This window comes from Nonomuraea candida (genome assembly GCF_000725485.1).
GTDB classification, from domain to species: domain Bacteria; phylum Actinomycetota; class Actinomycetes; order Streptosporangiales; family Streptosporangiaceae; genus Nonomuraea; species Nonomuraea candida.
This window is the reverse complement of the sequence record NZ_JOAG01000015.1, coordinates 340,520-357,747: the sequence shown is the minus strand read 5'-3', so window position 1 is coordinate 357,747 and position 17,228 is coordinate 340,520. Positions and strand designations below refer to the sequence as shown.

Genomic DNA, 17,228 nt, shown 5'->3' with positions numbered 1-17,228 from the left:
AAAGATCGTTGCGCGATAGAGATCACCGGCTCCCCTTCCGTGTGATCTTTGACTAGGCTGCGCACCGGATCAGCAACAGGAGGTGCCGTGGTCGTCGACCGGTCATGGGAGATCGCATACGATGGGCCGGCCGCGCGGCCGGTGCGCGCGGCCCGGATGGCGCTCGCGGCCACCGGGCCGGGCGGGACCGCCGTGATCGTGCTGGACGCCGACAGCGACACGTTCGCAGCCGTGCCCGGCCTGCCGGCGCACCTCGCGCCGGAGACGGTGTCGCTGTCGTCCGACGGCACCCGGCTGGTGCTCACCGCGCGCCAGGATGACGGCGCCGGCCCGCCGCGCGTCGTGCTGCACACGCTCGCCACCGGGGCCCGCCAGGAGTTCGTCTCCGACGACTACCTGCGCGCGGCGCTCTCCCCGGACGGCACCCGCCTGGCCGTCCTGGCCGACCTGTCCGGCGGCCCCGGCATCCCCGGCGTCGGCGACGCGCTCGCCGGCATCGAGCTGATCGACACCGGCACCGGCTCCCGGCAGCGGCTCTGGTGGGCCGAGGGCTACTGGGAGGAGGCCTCGATCAGCTGGTCGCCCGACGGGCTGCTGCTCGCCGCGACCTATCTCACGCCGGACGACGTCCTGACGACCGTCGTCCTCGACCGTGCCGGCAAGGAGCTCGCCGCCTACGCCGAACGCGTGGCCCTGCCCGGCCCGCACTCCGTCTGGGCCTCCGGCCACGAGCTGCTCGTCTACCCGGAGCCCGACGACGAGAGCCCGCTGATCCTGATCGACGTGCGGACGGGCGGCGAGCGCCGCTTCACCCGGCGCACCTTCGACGGCTACCTCGCCGTCAGCGCCGGCCGGGTCGTCCGCCCCGGCTCCGCGCCCGGGCGGCTCGTCACCACCGACCTCGACGACGGCGACGAGCGCCCCTTCCTGGCCATCAGCCCGGCCGTCTCGATCGACGCCCTCGACATCGTCGCCTGACCTTCAGCCCCGCGGGCGCCGCCGCCCGGGAACCGCGCGGCCGGCCGACCGGTCCCGCGAAACGACCGTCAGCGGAACGGCCTGCGCGACCAGCCGCGCCGGGCCGGGAGCCGGGCCAGGAAGGCGGCCATGTCGTACCTGTTCTCCGTCTGCTCGTCCAGCTCCCGCGCGGCGTCCATGGCGGCGGCCGAGTCGCCCCGCACCCGGCGTTCGACGAGGCCGGCCAGATAGGTGAGGAAATCCGCCTCCGGCGGACGGGGTTCCTCGATCCGCCCGCAGATCTGGACGAGCTCCGCCGTCCGGCGTCGGATCTCTCGTCTGGTGCCATGGACGCACACCTGTTGGAAGGCCTCGACAACAGGATCGAGCAGGCCGCTGAACACCTCGACGTCCGCGACGGCGAAGACCCGCAACGCTTCGGTCACCACGAGCCAGAGCCGGTCGAGGTCGCGCGCCCGTGTGGCGCTGTCGGCCAGGTACCAGATGAGGTTGGCACAGTCGGCCCATCGCTCGTTCTCGCCATAGAGCGCCAGCGCGGCGGCGAACTCGATCGCGGCGCGTCCGTGCAGTTCCCGGCGGGCCAGGACCAGGCCCAGGTCGTAGGTGAAGGCCGCCTCCTCCACCGGGTCGGACAGCTCACGCGCACGTTCCAGGCCGCTGCGGATGCGCTGCTCGGCCTCGTCCAGCGCGCCCGCGGCCAGCAGTGCCTGGCCGAGCAGGCCGTAACTCTTGAGCTCTCCGCGCTCGTCGAGCGCCCCGCGCGCCAGCCGTACCGCTTCCTCGGCCGCGCTCCTGGCCGTCTCCGTGTCGCCCAGCCGGAGCGCGGCGATGGATTCGTCGGCCTTGAACCGACGCCGGCGCCGGACATCATCGGCCCGCTCGGCCAGCGCGTGACCTTCCCTCGCGTATCGCAACGCCTGGTCGTGTCGCCCCATGCGGCCGTAGAGCTGACCGAGGGTTCCGGCGGCGATGAGCAGACCTTCCTCGTCGCCGTCCGCGGCGTAGGCGTCGTACCCCTGCTTGGCGTGGTCCAGCGCGCGGGCGTGCTGCCCCCGACCGGAGAGGATCTCGGCCGCGTTCAGGTGGAGCATCGCCGGGTCCGGACACGCCTCCCCGAAGGAGAGAGCCTGTTCATAGGCGGCGAGTGCCGCCTCGAACTCTCCGCGCGTCCGGCGACGGTCGCCGGACAGGGACAGGTTGAGTGCCCGGTGCCCGTCCCTGGACCGGTCGCTGATCTCCAGCCGGTCCAGGAGCCCGTCCAGACGCCCCGCCAGGCGCTCGGCCCGATCGACGTCCGCGGCCCGCAGGACGGGCAGGGTGTTGGTGAGGATCAGGGCGGCGATGAGCACATCGCCGTAGGCGGTCGTGGAGCCGTACGGCGTGCCCTCGACGGCGTCGAGGTGCCGGTCGAGCTCACGCAGGAACAGACGGGACAGCGCGGGAGGGCTGTCTTGCGCGGCGAGTCGCAGGCTCGTGCAGGCGGCGGCGGCGTCCTGTCCGGGCTCGACCGGTCGCCCGGCCCAGTGGTCGAGTGTGGCGTTGGCGGTGCCGACGAAGAGGTAGGAACGGGTGATCTGGGCCGGCAGTTGCGTCCTGACCATCGCCTCGGCCACCGGGGTGGCCTCCATGGCCAGATGGCGCATCACCCGGCGGGCGAACTTCGCGGCCAGGCCGGAGGGCACGCTCCACAACGAGCCGATGTAGGCGCGTGCGCCCGAGCGTACGAACTCCCTGCCGACCCCTGTCCACGACTCGCACGAGTTGTTGAAGACGATCGGCGTCGTGGGCAGGGAGACGAGCGCGGGGATGTGCGTTCCGGGCAACGCGAGGTCGGCGAGGAGGATGGACTCGTCGTTCCCGTGGGTGTTGAAGAAGATCAGCTCGACGGGGAGGCGCTGCGGGAGCGAGGTGAGCGCGACGGCGCTCGCTTCATCGTCGGCCAGGACGAGCGGATGCGTATGGTGCCCGGACAGTGACTCCAGGACGTCAGCGGTCTCGGAGGTCGTGAAGAAACCCGGATCGAAGATCAGGCTGAACGCGGCAGGGGCGCGCGCGGAGCCGGAGCCGTACAGCTCTGCCAGCAGAATCAGCAAGGGGTCGCCGATCACGTGCCCGATCGGCTTGGCCGACCAGTCGATCTCGCCGTCCCTGACGAACGAGTACGGCAGGCCGTGCGTGAACGCGGTCAGCCGGCGATCTCCCACGTCGGCCACCGCGTCCCGCGGCACCTGGGCGGTCACCGCCGCCTCGATCGCGGTGAACCGCCGGCCGGAGCCGTGCAGGACGCTCTCCTGATGGGCGGCCACGGCCTGCCGTACGGCCGTGAGGTCCGGGGGCGGAACGGTCACAAGGCGGGCGCCGCGATGGTGGGCGTAGAGAGCGGCGAGAAGCTCGTCGGCCTCGCCGCCGGCCTCGGCGAGCACGGCCTCGTCCGCGGCGATCCGCCTGTTGGTCTCGGCGAGCAGGTCGCGCAGGCCGGTGCCGGGTCCCGGCCGCAGCGGCAGGCCGGCGTGCCTGGCCACGAACAGCCCCGGCACCCACGCCGAGCGGTCATCGGCCGGCGCCTCCACCCACGCGACCGGGTCGGTGCCCGCATCCGCGAGGTAGGACCACGCCAGCCGTGCCAGCTCGTCCAGATCGCGATAGAACACCCGCCCCGCCTCAGCCGCACCCGGGTCGCCGGGCAGGAGGTGGAGCCGGCCCGCGGCGCCGACGACGTCGGGATCCGCGTCGTCCGGCTCGAACAGCAGGACGGCCCGCCGCACGCCTGCCGCCGAGATCAGGGCGGCGATCTTCTCGTGCCGCCGGAACCAGGACGCCTGCGGCGCGAGGTCGCGGCGCAGAGAGGCGGAGGCGGTGAGGTTGTCCAGCACCGTCTCACGCAGGTCCCGTTCGCCCGCCAGCACCTCCCGGAGACCGAGCGAACCGCCGATCAGCCGCATGGCCGACTCGCTCGCGGCCTCCTGGCGCGCGATGAGATCGTCGAACGCCTCCATCGCGATCGGCGGTGGCGTCACCGTGACGATCGGCGTGAAGCGGCCGGCCGGCAGGCACGCGGCCACGATGGCCGCCTCCCTGACCTGGTCCGGCCTGCACACCACGATCGTGTCGGCGATCGGGAGATCGGGATTGCTGACGACGGCCAGCGAGAGCCGCGACTCACCGGCCGGCAAGCGTACCCGGACGACGCTGTCGTCGTATGCCGCCATGGGCGCCGTGACCTTGAGATAGACGTTCCGGCCGCAGGCGAGCCGCAGATCCGCGTCCGGCGCGCCGGTCACCGGGACGCCGTCCACGGCCAGGCTCCAGTCCAGCGCGTCGGTCAGGACGAAATCCAGAGCCAGCGCCGTCACCAAACGGCCTGCCTGGCTCCCGATTCCCGTCGACTGCAGCTGGGTGAACGTGCGTTCTCCGATCCCGAGCCGCTGCACCATCCGGATCATGCCGATCAGCCGCGCCTCCTCCGTGTCGGGCGCTGGGAGGGTGCCCACGAGTTCGGGCGTGAGCGGGCCGACGTCCAGCTCGCCGCCGGCCACGGTCGTGAGGGCTTCCACCGCCGGCACGTCCTGCTTGCGATGCGCGTCCAGCCCGATGGCCGCCAGCAACCCGTCCGCTGCCCGCCAGCGGAGGCCGTGTGCGGCGCCCAATTCCATGGTCAGAGCGCCGAAAGGTAGGAATCGAAGGCGGAGAGCTGCCTTATCGGACCCTTCAGCTCCGTCTCTGCCATCTCGCGGCCCTTGCGGACCAGCGAAGTGACGAGAGCCGGGGTGGCCACGCCGACGTAGAGGGCCGCCCACGGGGTCGTGGCAGGCAAGGCCACGGCGAGCGCCCCTCCCAGCAGTGCGAATGCGGCCGACGCGCCCAGATAGAACCAGGACCAGCGAAACCGGCGAGGGTTACGCCGGATCGAGTAGAGCCGGACGATCTCGGGCGCGAGCGCACCGAGCATTCCCCATAACATGACGTGGACAGCGTTCACCCGGGGCACCCTCGATGAGAGAAGCGGCCGTTTCTCGCATTTTCTGCGGGGCCCGGCCGGTTTTCAAACGAGATCGGCATTTCCGCGGAAGTCGATGGGCGGCACGGCGTGCGTGAGGGCGCTGGCGGGACGTTGCCCCGCCCTCCCGTGCCCGGGTCCGGCCAGTACCACCCTCGGGACCGGGCACCGCGTCAGGCGCCGCCTCCGGCCGTCACGAGCCCGAACCGTCGCGCGAAAGCGGTCAGCTCGGCGCGTTGCCCGGCCGGTTCGGTGGCGGCGGCGTTCACGACGATGCGGGTCACGCCTTGTGCGGCGAACTGCTCGACCCGCTCGACCGGCATGTCGATCGAGCCGAAGCGGGTGTACTCCAGCGCCTCGGGGTCGCGGCCGGCCTCGGCGGCGCTCTCCCGGGCGAGCCGCCACTGCGCGGCCCGCTCGTCGGAGGGCAGCGCGCCGCCGGGGAAGTAGCCGTCGCCGAGCCGGCCCGCCCGGCGCGCCGCCGCCCGGCTCGATCCTCCGACGTGGATCGGCAGGCCCGTGGCCTGGTGCGGGTGGGGGAAGCTGCACAGGTGGTCGAAGGCGAAGAACTCGCCCGCGTACGAGACGCCGGCCTCGCCGCCCGCCCAGAGCAGCCGCAGCACCTCGATGGCCTCGTCGGCGCGGCGCCCGCGGGTGGCGTAGTCGACCCCCACCGCGCGCGCCTCGCCCGGCAGCGCGCCGAGCCCGACGGTCAGCAGCCGCATCCGCCCCTTGGACAGCACGTCGATGGTGGCCAGCCGCTTGGCGAGGGTCACCGGATGGTGGTACGGCAGCAACAGCACCGCGGTGCCGAGCAGGATCCGCTCGGTGGCGGCGGCGACGAAGCTCAGGCAGTCGAGCGGATCGAGGTACGGCAACGACGGCGGCAGCTCGTAGGGCCCGACCATGGCGCCCGGGTAGAGCACGATGTGCTCGGGCAGGTGCAGCGAGTCGAAGCCGCACTCTTCGGCGAGCCGGGCGAAGGCCGCGAGTTTGTCGGGGTCGGTGCCGTAATGGGGCGCGCTGTAGCTGATGCCGAACTTCATCCGGGCATGCTAGAACCCTGCCACCAGCGTCAAGGCAACCCGGCCGATCGGCCGCATGAGGGCCGCCAGGACCTGGAGGAGCCAGAGGAGGACGTTCATCGGAGCCTGCCTTTCGCCGGTAGGCGGCGGTCAGGGTTCGAGGCCGGTCATGGCCCTGCCGCTCTGGATGTCGATCGGCAGCGAGACCTGGTCGTGCGTGATCCACCAGGCGCCGCCGATCTTCCGGAAGCCGAAGGTGACCCGCACCCAGGTGCCGCCCGTCGCCGGCCCGCCCGCCAGAGTGCCGCTGAGCCGGCCGAAGGCGTGCCCGAAGGCCACCTCGTCGCCCACCGTGAGCGTCAGGTCGCGGAGCTCGTAGTCCACGCGCTCGAAGAGCGTGAACACCTTCGCCCAGTTCCTGAGCTTCGCCTCGATCCCCACGTCCTGGAGTGGCGATTCGATGTCGAAGGACACGATGTCGGTGGAGTAGAGCCGCTTCAGCGCTTCCAGATCCTTGGCACGCAGCCCCTCGACGATCTCGCCGATCCGGCCGCGGATCTCGGCCTCGTTCTTCTCACGCCGCGTGGTCATGGCCACCCCTCCTCGGGGTCGAAGTCCGTCTCTTGCACTCAGGCGACGAACGAGGACCGGCCGGGGGGACGGCCCCGGCCGGAGAATTTCGCGCCGCCGGGCGGGAGGCGGAGGCGCCGGAGCGCGGCGGACCGGCCGCCCTCACCGGCCGGTCCCACGCTGCCGGGTGACCGGCCGCACGGTCCGAAGGTCACATGCTGCCGGATGAGCGTCCCGTGCGCGTGAGCCCCGCGGCGAGGCCGGACAGGCGGCCCGCCGCCTGGCTCAGGCCGTGGTACAGGCGGGGCGGGAGGTGGGGCAGCAGGGCCGAGTGGCGCTGGTTGAGCAGCTCGATGAACGTCCCCGGCGGCAGGTCGATGTAGCGCGGGACGTTCTCGTACCAGCGGGCGCTGCGGCGGGCCGCCCGCTGGGAGGGCCGGATCGCGGACTTGCGCTCGCGTTCGTAGCGGGCGAGGGCCGGCGCGAGCGTGTCCCCGTGCAGCGCCTCCACCAGGAAGGCGGCGTCGCCCAGCGCCAGGGCGGTGCCCGCGCCGACGGAGAAGTGCGTGGTGTGCGCGGCGTCCCCTATCAGGACCAGGTTGTCGCGGAACCACGTGCGGTTGGTGAGGGTGCGGAAGCGCAGCCACTGCGGGCCGCCGCCGGCCTGCGGGCGGCCGATGAGCGGATGGCCCTCCAGCACCTCGGCGAAGAGCTTCTCCAGCAGGCCCAGGCTGTCGGCCTCGGTCATCCGGTCGAGCCCGAGCCCCCGCCAGGTCTCCGGGGAGCACTCGGCGATGCAGGTGCTGTGCCCGTCGCTGTACGGGTAGCCGTAGCACCAGATCCAGCCGTGCTCGGTCTCGGTGAAGGCGAAGGTGAAGGAGTCGAGGACCTTGGTGGTGCCGAGCCAGATGTAGGGGTTGCGCCCGACGTGCACCTCGGTGCCGAAATGCTCGGCGTGCTGCTCGCGCAGCACGCTGTTGACGCCGTCCCCGGCCACGACGAGGTCGGCGTCGGAGACCTCCTCCTGGGAGGTGATCTCCCGCTCGTACTCGATGCGCACGCCCAGGGCCTCGGCCCGCTCGGTGAGGATGCCGAGCAGCCGGTGGCGGCCGATGCCGAAGCCCTCGTCGGCGTGCTCGACCGTCACCGTCGCCCGGTCGTGGACGTGCACGACCCAGCTGTCCCAGCGGGCCGAGACCTCGCTGATGGCGCCGGCGGAGCCGGGATCGACGTCGAGCAGGTAGCCGAGCAGCTCGTCCCAGTAGGTGACGCCCCAGCCGTACGTGGAGCCGGCCGGGTTCCGCTCGTAGACGGTGATGTCGTGGGACGGGTCCACCCGCTTCATCAGGATCGAGAAGTACAGGCCGGCGGGTCCGCCGCCGACGCAGGCGACCTTCACAAGAGCTCCTCACCATCCGAAAAGTGATCAATATGTTACGGAGAGTAGCAGGAAGTGACGTCGCGTCAGCGGAGGAACCGCCCCGTGTCGGCCCTTGGGTCCCGAGCAGGGCCGGCAGGCGGTCCGGCGGATGACGCGTTCCCGGGGCCGGGTCCGCCCGATCCGGTTCGGCAAGGGTCCGAACCGGGGGGCGGCGGCGTGCGTACCTCAGCACATGCGGTGGAAGATGACGATCGCGGCGCTGCTGGGCCTGCTGCTGGCCGTGGCGGGATGCTCGGCGGCGGCGGACTCGAACGCGGCGCACGGCGAGGCCGACGTGGCCTTCAGCACGGACATGATCCGGCATCACCAGCAGACGATCGACCTGGCCGAGGCGGCGCAGGGCCGGGCGACCAGCGCGTACGTGCGCGAGCTGAGCGCGCGGCTGCCCGCGCGGGAGCGGGCCGACATCACCATGATGGAGTCGTGGCTGCGCTCCTGGGGAGAGCCGGTGCCCATGGGCGCGCCCGCCAAGGTGGACCTGCCGGGGGAGGGGCCCGACTTCGACCGGGCCTGGCTGACGGCGCTGTCGGAGCACCTGCACCACGGCCTGCTGATGGCCGAGACGGTGCGGAAGTCGGGCCGGCACGGGCCCACGCTGGAGCTGGCGGAGAAGATCATCCGTGAGCAGGGCGTGACGCAGCAGAAGATCGCCGAGCAGTTGGCCTGAGATACGGACCTGGGGAACCGGCCGGGAATCCGGTTGAACCGGCGGGGCGGCCGGAAACGTGGTCGGCACAAGACGTCCTATGACGCCGGGAAAAGGGTGCCGGGGAGAAAGCGCCACCTGGTCGTGGACACCTTCGGCCTGCTCATGATGGTCATGGTCACCGCAGCCGGACAGCCCGACCGCGACGCCGCCCGGGAGTTACTGGCCCGGCTGCGGATGCTGCACCCGCAGCTCACCCTCATCTGGGGCGACAGCGCCTACGCCGGGACGCTGGTGGAGTGGGCCCGCCGCTTCCTGCGCCTCACCTTGAAGATCGTGACTAAACGGCCTGGTCAGACCGGGTTCAAAGTACTCGCGCGAAGGTGGATCGTCGAGAGGACGATCGGGTGGTTGATGAACGCCCGCCGCAACGTGATCGACTTTGAACGCAAGCCCTCGCACAGCGAAGCCCACCTGACCGTTCCCTCGATCACCCTCATGACCAGACGGCTGACCAGGAAGAGGCCGCCGGCATGGACCCGAGGCCCAGTGTCTGTTCCGCAGGCCGCCCGAAGAGGGCCGCCAGCTCAGGAAGCCGCCGCCTCGTGGTCCTGCTCGAGAGCAACGCCCTCTAGCATGGCCAACCGCGTCACGAGCCGGGGCAGTTCAGGACCTCCTTGCCAGCGATCGGAAGAGACCTGTGCGCATGCCTGGCCCGCAGCCAGCATCGCGGCCAGTGCCGAGACCGCGTTCTCGTAGATCTGCTCACCCTCGTACTTGTCCATCAGGTCGGCAACGTGGGACGGGGCCTCCCCGCGCGCCTTGTCCCACTCAGCGCCGACCAGACGGTTCGCCTCGGCCCAAGGTCATTGCCGGGCCACAGGGACACCAGTTCCACGGCGTGCTGAAGCGCCATCTAGGGCGCCCACGGCGACGCACGCGGCGATCGAACGGACGAACTTGGCTCCAGGCAATGGCGACGACGACCCGCGCGAGAGGCCAGGAGGCCGAGTTGACGGAGATCGTGGACGTCAATACCCTTTTACTAATCTAATAGGAAAAGGGTATTGCGATGATCAAGTTCCGCCTCGATCCAAGCTCTGGTGTGGCGACATATCTGCAACTGGTGCATCAGGTCAAACACGCCTTGCGGCTCGGTGTGCTCGTGCCGGGCGATCGGCTACCGACGATCAAAGAGGTCGTCAGCGACCTCGCGATCAATCCGAACACCGTGGCCAAGGCCTACCGCGAACTGGAAAACGAGGGCCTCGTCGTCGGCCGGCCCGGGTTGGGCACGTTTGTGCGGCGGTCCCTGGGTGGCGGATCCACGGCCGATCACAGCCGGTTCCGCCGCGACCTCGCCCAGTGGGTGCGCGGTTGCCGTGAAGCGGGGCTCGACCAAGAGGATATGGAGGCGTTGTTCGCCTTGGTGCTCGCTGACTTCCGTCAGGAGGGGATCGCGTGACGGTGGATCGGACAGTGGGGATGTTCGGCGGCGGAGCCGGTGAGTTCACCGCTCCCGCACAGAGCCCGACGGCTCTGGAGGCCGTGAGGCTCGCCAAGCGGTATCGGGGCACGTGGGCGTTGCGTGACTGCACGCTGTCCGTCCCCGCCGGCCGCGTCATCGCACTCGTCGGACCGAACGGCGCGGGCAAGTCCACGTTCCTGCACCTGGTCGCCGGGCTGATCGCCCCCACCCGGGGCAGTGTGCGGATCTTCGGCGAACCGGTCGGGCAGCGGGCGGAGGCCCTCGCGCGGGTGGCGTTCCTGGCCCAGGACAAACCCCTCTACGACGGCTTCACCGTCGCTGAGATGCTCCGCTTCGGACGCCATCTCAATCCGGGGTGGGACGACGCCCTAGCCAGGCAGCGGCTGGCGGAACTGGACATCCCGTTGAACCGCAAGGTCGGCAAGCTTTCCGGAGGTCAGCAGGCACAGGTCGCGCTGACCATCGCCGTGGCCAAACGGCCGGATCTGCTGGTCATGGACGAGCCGCTCGCCAACCTCGACCCAGTGGCCCGGCACGACATCATGCGCTCCCTGATGGCAGCGGTGGCCGAGACGCAGCTGACCGTCGTGCTGTCCTCCCACGTGGTGTCCGACCTGACCAACGCCTGCGACTGGCTGGTGGTGCTCAACCGCGGCCAGGTCCAGATCAGCGGCGAGGTCGACGAGCTGCTCGCCACCCACCGGATGCTGTCCGGTCCGACCGAGCTCGCCGACGGGATGGCGGCCCGGATGCCGGTGATCAGCGACAGTCGCAGCGAACGGCAGGCTGACCTGCTGGTCCGCACCGGCCCGGGAACGCCGTTGCGCGACCCGCGATGGAAAGTGTCCGGCGTGAGCCTGGAGGAGCTGGTACTGGCCTACCTGCGCCGCCCCGACGCCACGGCGCTGCCTCGTCCGACCCTGACCACTACCTGACCGCTTAGGAGACATGGAAGTGTTGTGGCTTACCTGGCGGCAGCACCGCATGCAGGTGCTCCTCACCACGGCGCTGCTGGCCGTCCTCGGCGTGGTTCTGCTCATCAGCGCTCTGGGCACAGCCGAGTTCGCCGCCCAGAACGCTCCGGCGCCCGAGTGCGTGGCGGACACTCCCGCGTGCAGCGCTTACCTCGGGGAGATGAACGAGCGCATACGGACGGTGGGTGAACTCCTCGGATGGCTTTCGCTGCTGGCTCCGGCGGTGATCGGCGCTTTCTGGGGCGCTCCGCTCCTGGCCCGGGAGTTCGAGCAGGGCACACACCAGCTGACCTGGACCCAGTCGGTGACGCGGCGCCGCTGGCTGGCGGCCAAGATCGTCGGGCTCGGCGCCGCGGTCACGCTCGGCGGGCTGGTGCTGGCCGGCATGGTGGAGCCGTGGCTGGCCGCCTTCGACGTTCCCCCTTACAACGTCGACCGCTTCGACATGAGTTGGTTCCGCCTTGTCGGTATCCTGCCGGCGGCGTGGTGGCTGTCCGCGTTCGTGCTCGGCATGGCCACGGGCGCGCTCTTCCGGCGGACCCTGTCGGCGATGGCGGTGACCCTGGCGGTGTGTGCGTTGGCATTCTTCGGACTCCTCAGGGCGCCGTCCTCCTACGCGACACCGGAGCGAGTCGTGCAGGCCACGGTCATGGACGACCCCGCACCGGATGACTCGCTGTACGTGACGAGCTACTGGATCGACGGAAGCGGCGTGAAGTACACCTCTCAGGAGAGAGAGCTCGCGCTCGCTGGCCCCTGTGGGACAGACCAGACGACCAAGAAGTACGCCAAGTGCTCCTTCAGCCACGGCTATCGACAGGTGACCGAGTTTCACCCCGCGGACAGGTTCTGGCAGTTCCAATGGACCGAAGCGGGAATCCTGCTCATCCCCGCTCTCGCATTGGGCGGCGTCGCTGTTCGGCGCACCCTTCGGCCCCGCATCTGAAACCAGTTATCGCCTCATCGCGGTGACGGGACGGCCTGGAGCCGGACCGTCACCGTCTTCTGCAGGGCGTCCAGCAGAGGGCGAGCAGTGGATCGTGCAGGATCGAGAGCAACGAGTTCTATGTGGCAGCGGTCGGCCCTTTGCGACCGGACATTTTCGGGAAGTCAACAAGATCACTTATAGTGACGGGGTTCAAAGACACCTTCTTAGCTTGTCATTTAAGTCCTGATCTTCGCATTCCACGCTTTCTTCTCGAAGCGGCCGTCGCAGTAGGTAGCCGAAGTCAGGCTCGACGCCGGGGCTTGGTCATGATGCGGTGGTGAGCTGAGCGTTTGAAGGCCTCGCCGGTGGCCAGACACACCTGCGCGCCGGTCGGCCCATCACCCCACGCGGAGCCGTGCCAGGTGGTAGTCGAGCGCCGCCACGACCTCCTTGGGCGTGTAGTGCCCAACCAGGGTGGCGTTCACGATGCCCTGCGCGAAGGCATGCAGGATGCTCGCCTCTTTGTCGGCATCCAGGTGGTCGGCGAGTTGCCCAGCAGCCTGGGCGGCCCTGATCTGCTCGGCGAGGAAGGACAGTAGGTGCGGCAGCCCGAGCCGCATCGCCGCCGCCTGGTCGTCGGCCACTACCGAGCTCGCCTGGAACGCCAGCCCGATGCGGTTCAGGTAGCTGCGCTCGTCGTCCAGCGGTAGCAGCTCCAGCACGGTCCCTCGCAGCAGGTCGAGCGGCGTGGACTGGCGCTCGGTTACGGCTGTTATCCGGATCCCGATCCAGACCCTGAAGTGCTCCAGCGCCAGTAGCAGCATCTGGTCCTTCGTTGTGACGTAGTACTGCACTGTCCCCATGGACATTCCGGCCTCGGCGGCGACCTCCCTCAGGCTGACGCTCTCCATGCCCTTGTCGTGGATGATGCGGTGCACGGCTTCGGCGATGTGCCGCCGCCGGGCGTCGTGGTCAACGATCTTTGGCATTTTCCATCACTTTCTCATGCGAGTGCATGGTAAAAACCGGCCGCCGCCGTTTATCATGCAGTCGCATGATAAACGAGACAGGGTGATGAGGATGCGGGTTCTGATCGTCGGGGTCGGCACACGGGGGGACATGGCACCGTACACGGGGCTGGGGGCGCGCTTACGCGAGGCCGGGCACCAGGTGGCCATCGCCGCGCACGAGCCGTACGCGGAGTTGGTGACCGATGCGGGCCTGGAGCATCTACCACTTCCCGGAGACCCCCTCCCCATGCTGACCGGGCGCTTCTCCATCAACGCCTTCAAGGAATACGGCGAGCAGGTCATGGAGGGCTTGACCGGGATCGCCGAGCAGAAGGCCGACCTGCTCCTGCTGGGCGTGGCGGGCGCGCTGGGCATTCACGTCGCCGAGGCGATGGGCGTGCCGAGCATGGGGGTGCATTTGCAGCCGATCGACCCCACCGGTGACTTTCCGCCGGTCATGAGCTTGTTCCGCCGGTCGCTCGGGCGGTGGGGGAACCGCAGGGCGGCCCGGCTCGCGTTCGAGTTACCGCTGCTCACCGGGGCGAGTGCGAAGATGCGGGCCCGGCTAGGGCTGCCCCCGATGAGCGCGCGGGCCCTCTACCGGCGCCGGGAGAGCACGCGCTGGCAGGTCTTCCACGGGGTCAGCCCGCTGGTGCTGCCGCGCCCGGCCGACTGGCGGCCGGGCTTGGAGATCACAGGTTACTGGTGGCCGCTCCGGCCGCGGGGCTGGCAGCCGGATCCTGTGCTGCGCGACTTCCTGACCTCAGGGCCCACACCGGTCTTCGTCGGCTTCGGTAGCCTGGCGGGCACGCGGGCCGAGCAGTACACCGAGCTTGCCGTGCACGCGCTGCGCCGGGCCGGGCTGCGCGGCGTGCTGCAGACCGGCCTGCGGGGACACATCTCGGACGACGTGCTCGCGGTCGGCGACGTGCCGCACGACTGGCTGTTCCCCCAACTGTCCGCCGTCGCCCACCACTGCGGCAGCGGCACCACCGCCAGCGGGGTACGGGCGGGGGTGCCCGCCGTGGCCGTGCCGGTCATGAACGACCAGCCATTGTGGGCGTCTAGGCTGATGGCACTCGGCGTGGCGCCGGCCGCGATCCCGTTCCGCCGCCTGACGCCCGCACAGCTGGCCGCTGCGCTCACTACCGCGGTCACCGACCCGGCCTATCGGCAGCGGGCCCAAGCCCTCTCGGCCCGGATCTCGGCAGAAGACGGCGCGGCCCCCGTCATCGAGGCGGTGAACCACCTCCGGGTCACCCTCAGGCCCGACCGCCGATCAGGGTGACAGGTCGGACTGGAGGCGCGGTTCAACCATGCATTGGGGATCTATCACACATAGCGGGCTGTGGCTTCTAGGTCACCCTGATTCGCCTGACAGGCGGGCGGCCACCGGCTCATCTTCGGGGTTGTCGAAGAACCGAGGAGAGGCGGTGGCCGTGGTGTCCACTCTGGCACGTCTGACGGCTGGCCGAACGGATACGGCCCCTGATGGTGCTGGTGAGAGTCCTCTGGCAGGGTTGTCGAAGTTCCGGCGGGAGTCCTATGCCTGCCTCACCGCGCGCGGCGATGAGCTGTTCGAGCTGGCCGAGGCGGTGCTGTGCACAGATGGGCCGGTCAAGACACTGGTGGATCTAGCGCTGGCGCCCGAGCACCGGCGTGGTCACGGCGCCCTGTATGACGGGCTGAACCACGGCCGCATCGAGGTCGGACGCTTGCGTACGACGCTGGCCAGGCAGCCGCTGCCACGCGCGGCCGACGAGCGACTGGTGCTGGCCACCGACATCAGCCCGTGGCTGCGCCCGGACGCGGCCACCAGCCCAGATCGCTCGTTCTGTCACACCTACGGGCGTGGCCAGTACCAGCACGTGATGATCCCTGGCTGGCCGTACTCGATCGTCGCGGCGCTGGAGACCGGCCGCACCTCCTGGACCGCGCTGCTGGATGCGATCCGGCTCGAGCCAGGCGCCGATGTCGCTGCGGTGACCGCCGCCCAACTGCGAGACGTGGTCGAGCGGCTCATCCAGGCAGGGCAGCACCACTTGAGCGAACCCGACATCCTGATCGTCGTGGACGCCGGCTACGACGTGCCCCGCCTGGCCTTCCTGCTGGCCGACCTGCCGGTGGAGGTCCTGGGACGGATGCGCTCGGATCGGGTGCTGCGCCGGGCCACGCCCTCGCGTGAGGAATTCTTCCTGGCTAACCCTGGCGGCGGCCGGCCATCCAAGCACGGCACCGAGTTCGTCTTCGGCGACCCCGCCACCTGGCAGGAGCCGCAGGCTCGCACCGTCACCGCCACCACCCGCTACGGCAGCGCCATCGCGACCGCCTGGGACCGGCTGCACCCGCGCCTGACCCGGCGCTCGGCCTGGGATGACTACCCCGGCGACCTGCCCATCATCGAGGGCACGGTGATCCGGCTGCAGGTGGAGCACCTGCCCTCCGGCGGCAACCCCAAGCCGGTCTGGTTATGGTGGTCCAAGGTGGATGCCACGTGCGGCGATGTGGACCGGCTCTGGCAGGCGTTTCTGCGCAGATTCGACCTGGAGCACACCTTCCGGCTGCTCAAGCAGACCCTCGGTTGGACCACACCGAAGATCCGCGCTCCGCAAGCCGCCGACATCTGGACCTGGCTCATCCTCGCCGTCCACACTCAGCTCCGTCTGGCGCGTGGTCTGGTACAGGACCTGCGCCGCCCATGGGAGAAGCCCGCGGATCCCGACCGACTCACCCCCGCCCGTGTTCGGCGGGGGTTCCGGAACATCCGCACGAAGACGGCACTGCCAGCGCATGCGCCCAAACCCTCTGCCCCGGGCCGCGGCCGTCCCCCGGGTTCCAGAAACAAGCCCGTCCCTCGCCATGAGGTCGGCCGCGTCCTGGCCACCGGCGAGGTTTTCAAACGCCCAGCTCACCACCGCATCGGAACAAAGCCCCGGCGTCGAGCCTGACTCGGCTACCTACTGCGACGACCGCTTCGAGAGGAAAGCGTGAAACGCGAAGATCAGGACTTAAATGACAAGCTTAGGGATGAAGCGACTTTCTGTCAGGGCAGTCAAGGGCGTGCGGGTGACCTGCGACCGAACGGCGGGCGCTGCCCGAGGAGCATGGAGGTGAACAGCGCCCGAGATCACCGATTTGTACGATTTACTGAGGGACGGTCCACCGGCATCGTGGGTTCACAGGAGGGGTGAGGATGCTGCTGCGCACGTGGTTGACCGAGCGGTTCGGGGTGGACGTCCCGCTGGTGGGAGCGCCCATGGCGGGCGTGGGCGACGGGCGGCTGGCCGCGGCCGTGTCGGCGGCCGGCGGGCTGGGCATGTTCGGCGTGCCGGCCGGCGCCTCCGCCTCGTGGATCGCCGAGCAGGCCGCCGTCGCCGCCGCGAGCGGCAGGCCGTACGGGATCGGGCTGATGGCCTGGGCCCTGGCCGGCAACCCGGAGCAGCTCGACGCCGTGCTGGCGGCCCGGCCCGCCCTGGTGTCGGTGAGCTACGGCGACTTCGCCCCGTACGTCGAGCCGCTGCGCCGCGCCGGGATCACCGTGGCCACCCAGGCGGGCACCACCGGGGAGGCGCGCGCGGCCGAGCGGGCGGGCGTGGACGTGGTGGTGGCCAGGGGCGGCGAGGGCGGCGGCCACGGCCGCGCCGAGGTGGCCACGCTGCCCCTGCTGCAGGGCGTGCTGGCGGCCGTGCGCGTCCCGGTGCTGGCGGCCGGCGGCATCGCCACGGCCGCGGGCCTGGCCGCCGTGCTCGCCGCGGGCGCGGAGGGCGGCTGGGCCGGCACCGCCTTCCTGGGCTGCGCCGAGACGACCCTGCCGGAGGCGGCCAGGACCCGCGTGCTGAACGCCTCCGAGACGGGCACGGCGTACGGGCGGGTCTTCGACGTGGCGCAGCGGCTGGCCTGGCCGCCGGAGTTCGGCGGCCGGGCGCTGCGCAACCCGTTCTTCGACCGGTGGGACGGGCGCGAGGACGCCCTCGCCCGCGACGAGGCGGCCCGCGCCGAGCTGGCCGACGCCCGCGCGGCCGGCGACTTCGACACCGCCTACGTCTACGCCGGCCAGGCGGTCGGCCTGGTGGAGCGGCAGCGCACCGCCGCCGAGGTGGTCGCCGATTTCGCCACCGCCGCCAAGCTCCTCACCCGCTTCACCACCCCGTAGCGGTCCCCGGCCGCACG

At 70.6% G+C, this 17,228-nt stretch carries 15 protein-coding genes; 9 read left to right on the top strand and 6 right to left on the bottom strand.

Going from position 1 to position 17,228, the window contains the following annotated elements; genetic code table 11:
- Nucleotides 1-87: 87 nt before the first annotated feature.
- The gene (locus IO39_RS16550; protein ID WP_043622969.1) at nucleotides 88-978 is read left to right on the top strand and encodes a hypothetical protein; all 891 of its coding nucleotides are present in this window, start codon (nucleotides 88-90) and stop codon (nucleotides 976-978) included.
- A gap of 68 nt (nucleotides 979-1,046) precedes the next feature.
- Here IO39_RS16550 and IO39_RS16545 read toward each other — a convergent pair whose 3' ends face one another.
- From IO39_RS16545 to IO39_RS16525, 5 genes are all read right to left on the bottom strand, one after another.
- Complete coding sequence (locus IO39_RS16545) at nucleotides 1,047-4,631, bottom strand: CHAT domain-containing tetratricopeptide repeat protein (RefSeq protein WP_157548430.1); 3,585 nt, start codon at nucleotides 4,629-4,631, stop codon at nucleotides 1,047-1,049.
- 2 nt (nucleotides 4,632-4,633) lie between these two features.
- Nucleotides 4,634-4,927, bottom strand: coding sequence for a hypothetical protein (locus IO39_RS16540; protein WP_043622964.1), 294 nt, complete (start codon nucleotides 4,925-4,927; stop codon nucleotides 4,634-4,636).
- A 221-nt stretch (nucleotides 4,928-5,148) separates the two neighbouring features.
- Nucleotides 5,149-6,021 (bottom strand): TIGR03619 family F420-dependent LLM class oxidoreductase, encoded by an 873-nt coding sequence (locus IO39_RS16535; protein ID WP_043622962.1) that lies wholly within the window; start codon nucleotides 6,019-6,021, stop codon nucleotides 5,149-5,151.
- A gap of 129 nt (nucleotides 6,022-6,150) precedes the next feature.
- On the bottom strand, nucleotides 6,151-6,591 hold the full coding sequence (locus IO39_RS16530) for a YybH family protein (protein WP_043622960.1): 441 nt from the start codon (nucleotides 6,589-6,591) through the stop codon (nucleotides 6,151-6,153).
- A gap of 190 nt (nucleotides 6,592-6,781) precedes the next feature.
- Entirely contained in the window at nucleotides 6,782-7,969 is a 1,188-nt protein-coding gene (locus IO39_RS16525; protein WP_043622956.1) for an FAD-dependent monooxygenase, read from the bottom strand.
- Nucleotides 7,970-8,183: 214 nt separating this feature from the next.
- Between IO39_RS16525 and IO39_RS16520 the strand changes: the two genes are divergently transcribed.
- The 5 genes from IO39_RS16520 to IO39_RS16500 all read left to right on the top strand — a co-directional run bounded on the left by IO39_RS16520 (nucleotide 8,184) and on the right by IO39_RS16500 (nucleotide 12,066).
- On the top strand, nucleotides 8,184-8,678 hold the full coding sequence (locus tag IO39_RS16520; protein WP_169789073.1) for a DUF305 domain-containing protein: 495 nt from the start codon (nucleotides 8,184-8,186) through the stop codon (nucleotides 8,676-8,678).
- Between the two features lie 33 nt (nucleotides 8,679-8,711).
- Nucleotides 8,712-9,416 (top strand): transposase, encoded by a 705-nt coding sequence (locus IO39_RS52625; RefSeq protein ID WP_169789072.1) that lies wholly within the window; start codon nucleotides 8,712-8,714, stop codon nucleotides 9,414-9,416.
- 313 nt (nucleotides 9,417-9,729) lie between these two features.
- Nucleotides 9,730-10,122: a GntR family transcriptional regulator gene (locus tag IO39_RS16510; RefSeq protein ID WP_043622949.1), complete on the top strand. Its 393-nt coding sequence runs from the start codon at nucleotides 9,730-9,732 to the stop codon at nucleotides 10,120-10,122.
- The gene (locus IO39_RS16505) at nucleotides 10,119-11,081 is read left to right on the top strand and encodes an ABC transporter ATP-binding protein (RefSeq protein WP_245642000.1); all 963 of its coding nucleotides are present in this window, start codon (nucleotides 10,119-10,121) and stop codon (nucleotides 11,079-11,081) included. Before IO39_RS16510 ends, IO39_RS16505 begins: the two co-directional genes overlap by 4 nt.
- Before the next feature lie 13 nt (nucleotides 11,082-11,094).
- Entirely contained in the window at nucleotides 11,095-12,066 is a 972-nt protein-coding gene (locus IO39_RS16500) for an ABC transporter permease (protein ID WP_052422975.1), read from the top strand.
- A gap of 380 nt (nucleotides 12,067-12,446) precedes the next feature.
- On the opposite strand, the gene IO39_RS16495 is transcribed toward IO39_RS16500, so the two are convergent.
- Nucleotides 12,447-13,037: a TetR/AcrR family transcriptional regulator gene (locus tag IO39_RS16495; protein ID WP_043622945.1), complete on the bottom strand. Its 591-nt coding sequence runs from the start codon at nucleotides 13,035-13,037 to the stop codon at nucleotides 12,447-12,449.
- Between IO39_RS16495 and IO39_RS16490 the strand changes: the two genes are divergently transcribed.
- From IO39_RS16490 to IO39_RS16480, 3 genes are all read left to right on the top strand, one after another.
- Nucleotides 12,958-14,346, top strand: coding sequence for a glycosyltransferase (locus IO39_RS16490; protein ID WP_342671420.1), 1,389 nt, complete (start codon nucleotides 12,958-12,960; stop codon nucleotides 14,344-14,346). The two genes, IO39_RS16495 and IO39_RS16490, sit on opposite strands and share 80 nt — an antisense overlap.
- A gap of 232 nt (nucleotides 14,347-14,578) precedes the next feature.
- Nucleotides 14,579-16,006 (top strand): NF041680 family putative transposase, encoded by a 1,428-nt coding sequence (locus tag IO39_RS16485; protein ID WP_245641998.1) that lies wholly within the window; start codon nucleotides 14,579-14,581, stop codon nucleotides 16,004-16,006.
- 245 nt (nucleotides 16,007-16,251) lie between these two features.
- Nucleotides 16,252-17,211 carry an NAD(P)H-dependent flavin oxidoreductase gene (locus IO39_RS16480; RefSeq protein ID WP_052422974.1) on the top strand — a complete coding sequence of 320 codons (960 nt, stop codon included), beginning with the start codon at nucleotides 16,252-16,254 and terminating at the stop codon, nucleotides 17,209-17,211.
- Nucleotides 17,212-17,228: the final 17 nt, after the last annotated feature.

Coding starts and splice junctions, on each gene's coding strand:
- IO39_RS16545 (WP_157548430.1), bottom strand. CDS start 4,631: ATGGAATTGGGCGCCGCACACGGCCTCCGCTGGCGGGCAGCGGACGGG.
- IO39_RS16540 (WP_043622964.1), bottom strand. CDS start 4,927: ATGCTCGGTGCGCTCGCGCCCGAGATCGTCCGGCTCTACTCGATCCGG.
- IO39_RS16535 (WP_043622962.1), bottom strand. CDS start 6,021: ATGAAGTTCGGCATCAGCTACAGCGCGCCCCATTACGGCACCGACCCC.
- IO39_RS16530 (WP_043622960.1), bottom strand. CDS start 6,591: ATGACCACGCGGCGTGAGAAGAACGAGGCCGAGATCCGCGGCCGGATC.
- IO39_RS16520 (WP_169789073.1), top strand. CDS start 8,184: ATGCGGTGGAAGATGACGATCGCGGCGCTGCTGGGCCTGCTGCTGGCC.
- IO39_RS16510 (WP_043622949.1), top strand. CDS start 9,730: ATGATCAAGTTCCGCCTCGATCCAAGCTCTGGTGTGGCGACATATCTG.
- IO39_RS16500 (WP_052422975.1), top strand. CDS start 11,095: ATGGAAGTGTTGTGGCTTACCTGGCGGCAGCACCGCATGCAGGTGCTC.
- IO39_RS16490 (WP_342671420.1), top strand. CDS start 12,958: ATGCCCTTGTCGTGGATGATGCGGTGCACGGCTTCGGCGATGTGCCGC.
- IO39_RS16495 (WP_043622945.1), bottom strand. CDS start 13,037: ATGCCAAAGATCGTTGACCACGACGCCCGGCGGCGGCACATCGCCGAA.
- IO39_RS16480 (WP_052422974.1), top strand. CDS start 16,252: ATGCTGCTGCGCACGTGGTTGACCGAGCGGTTCGGGGTGGACGTCCCG.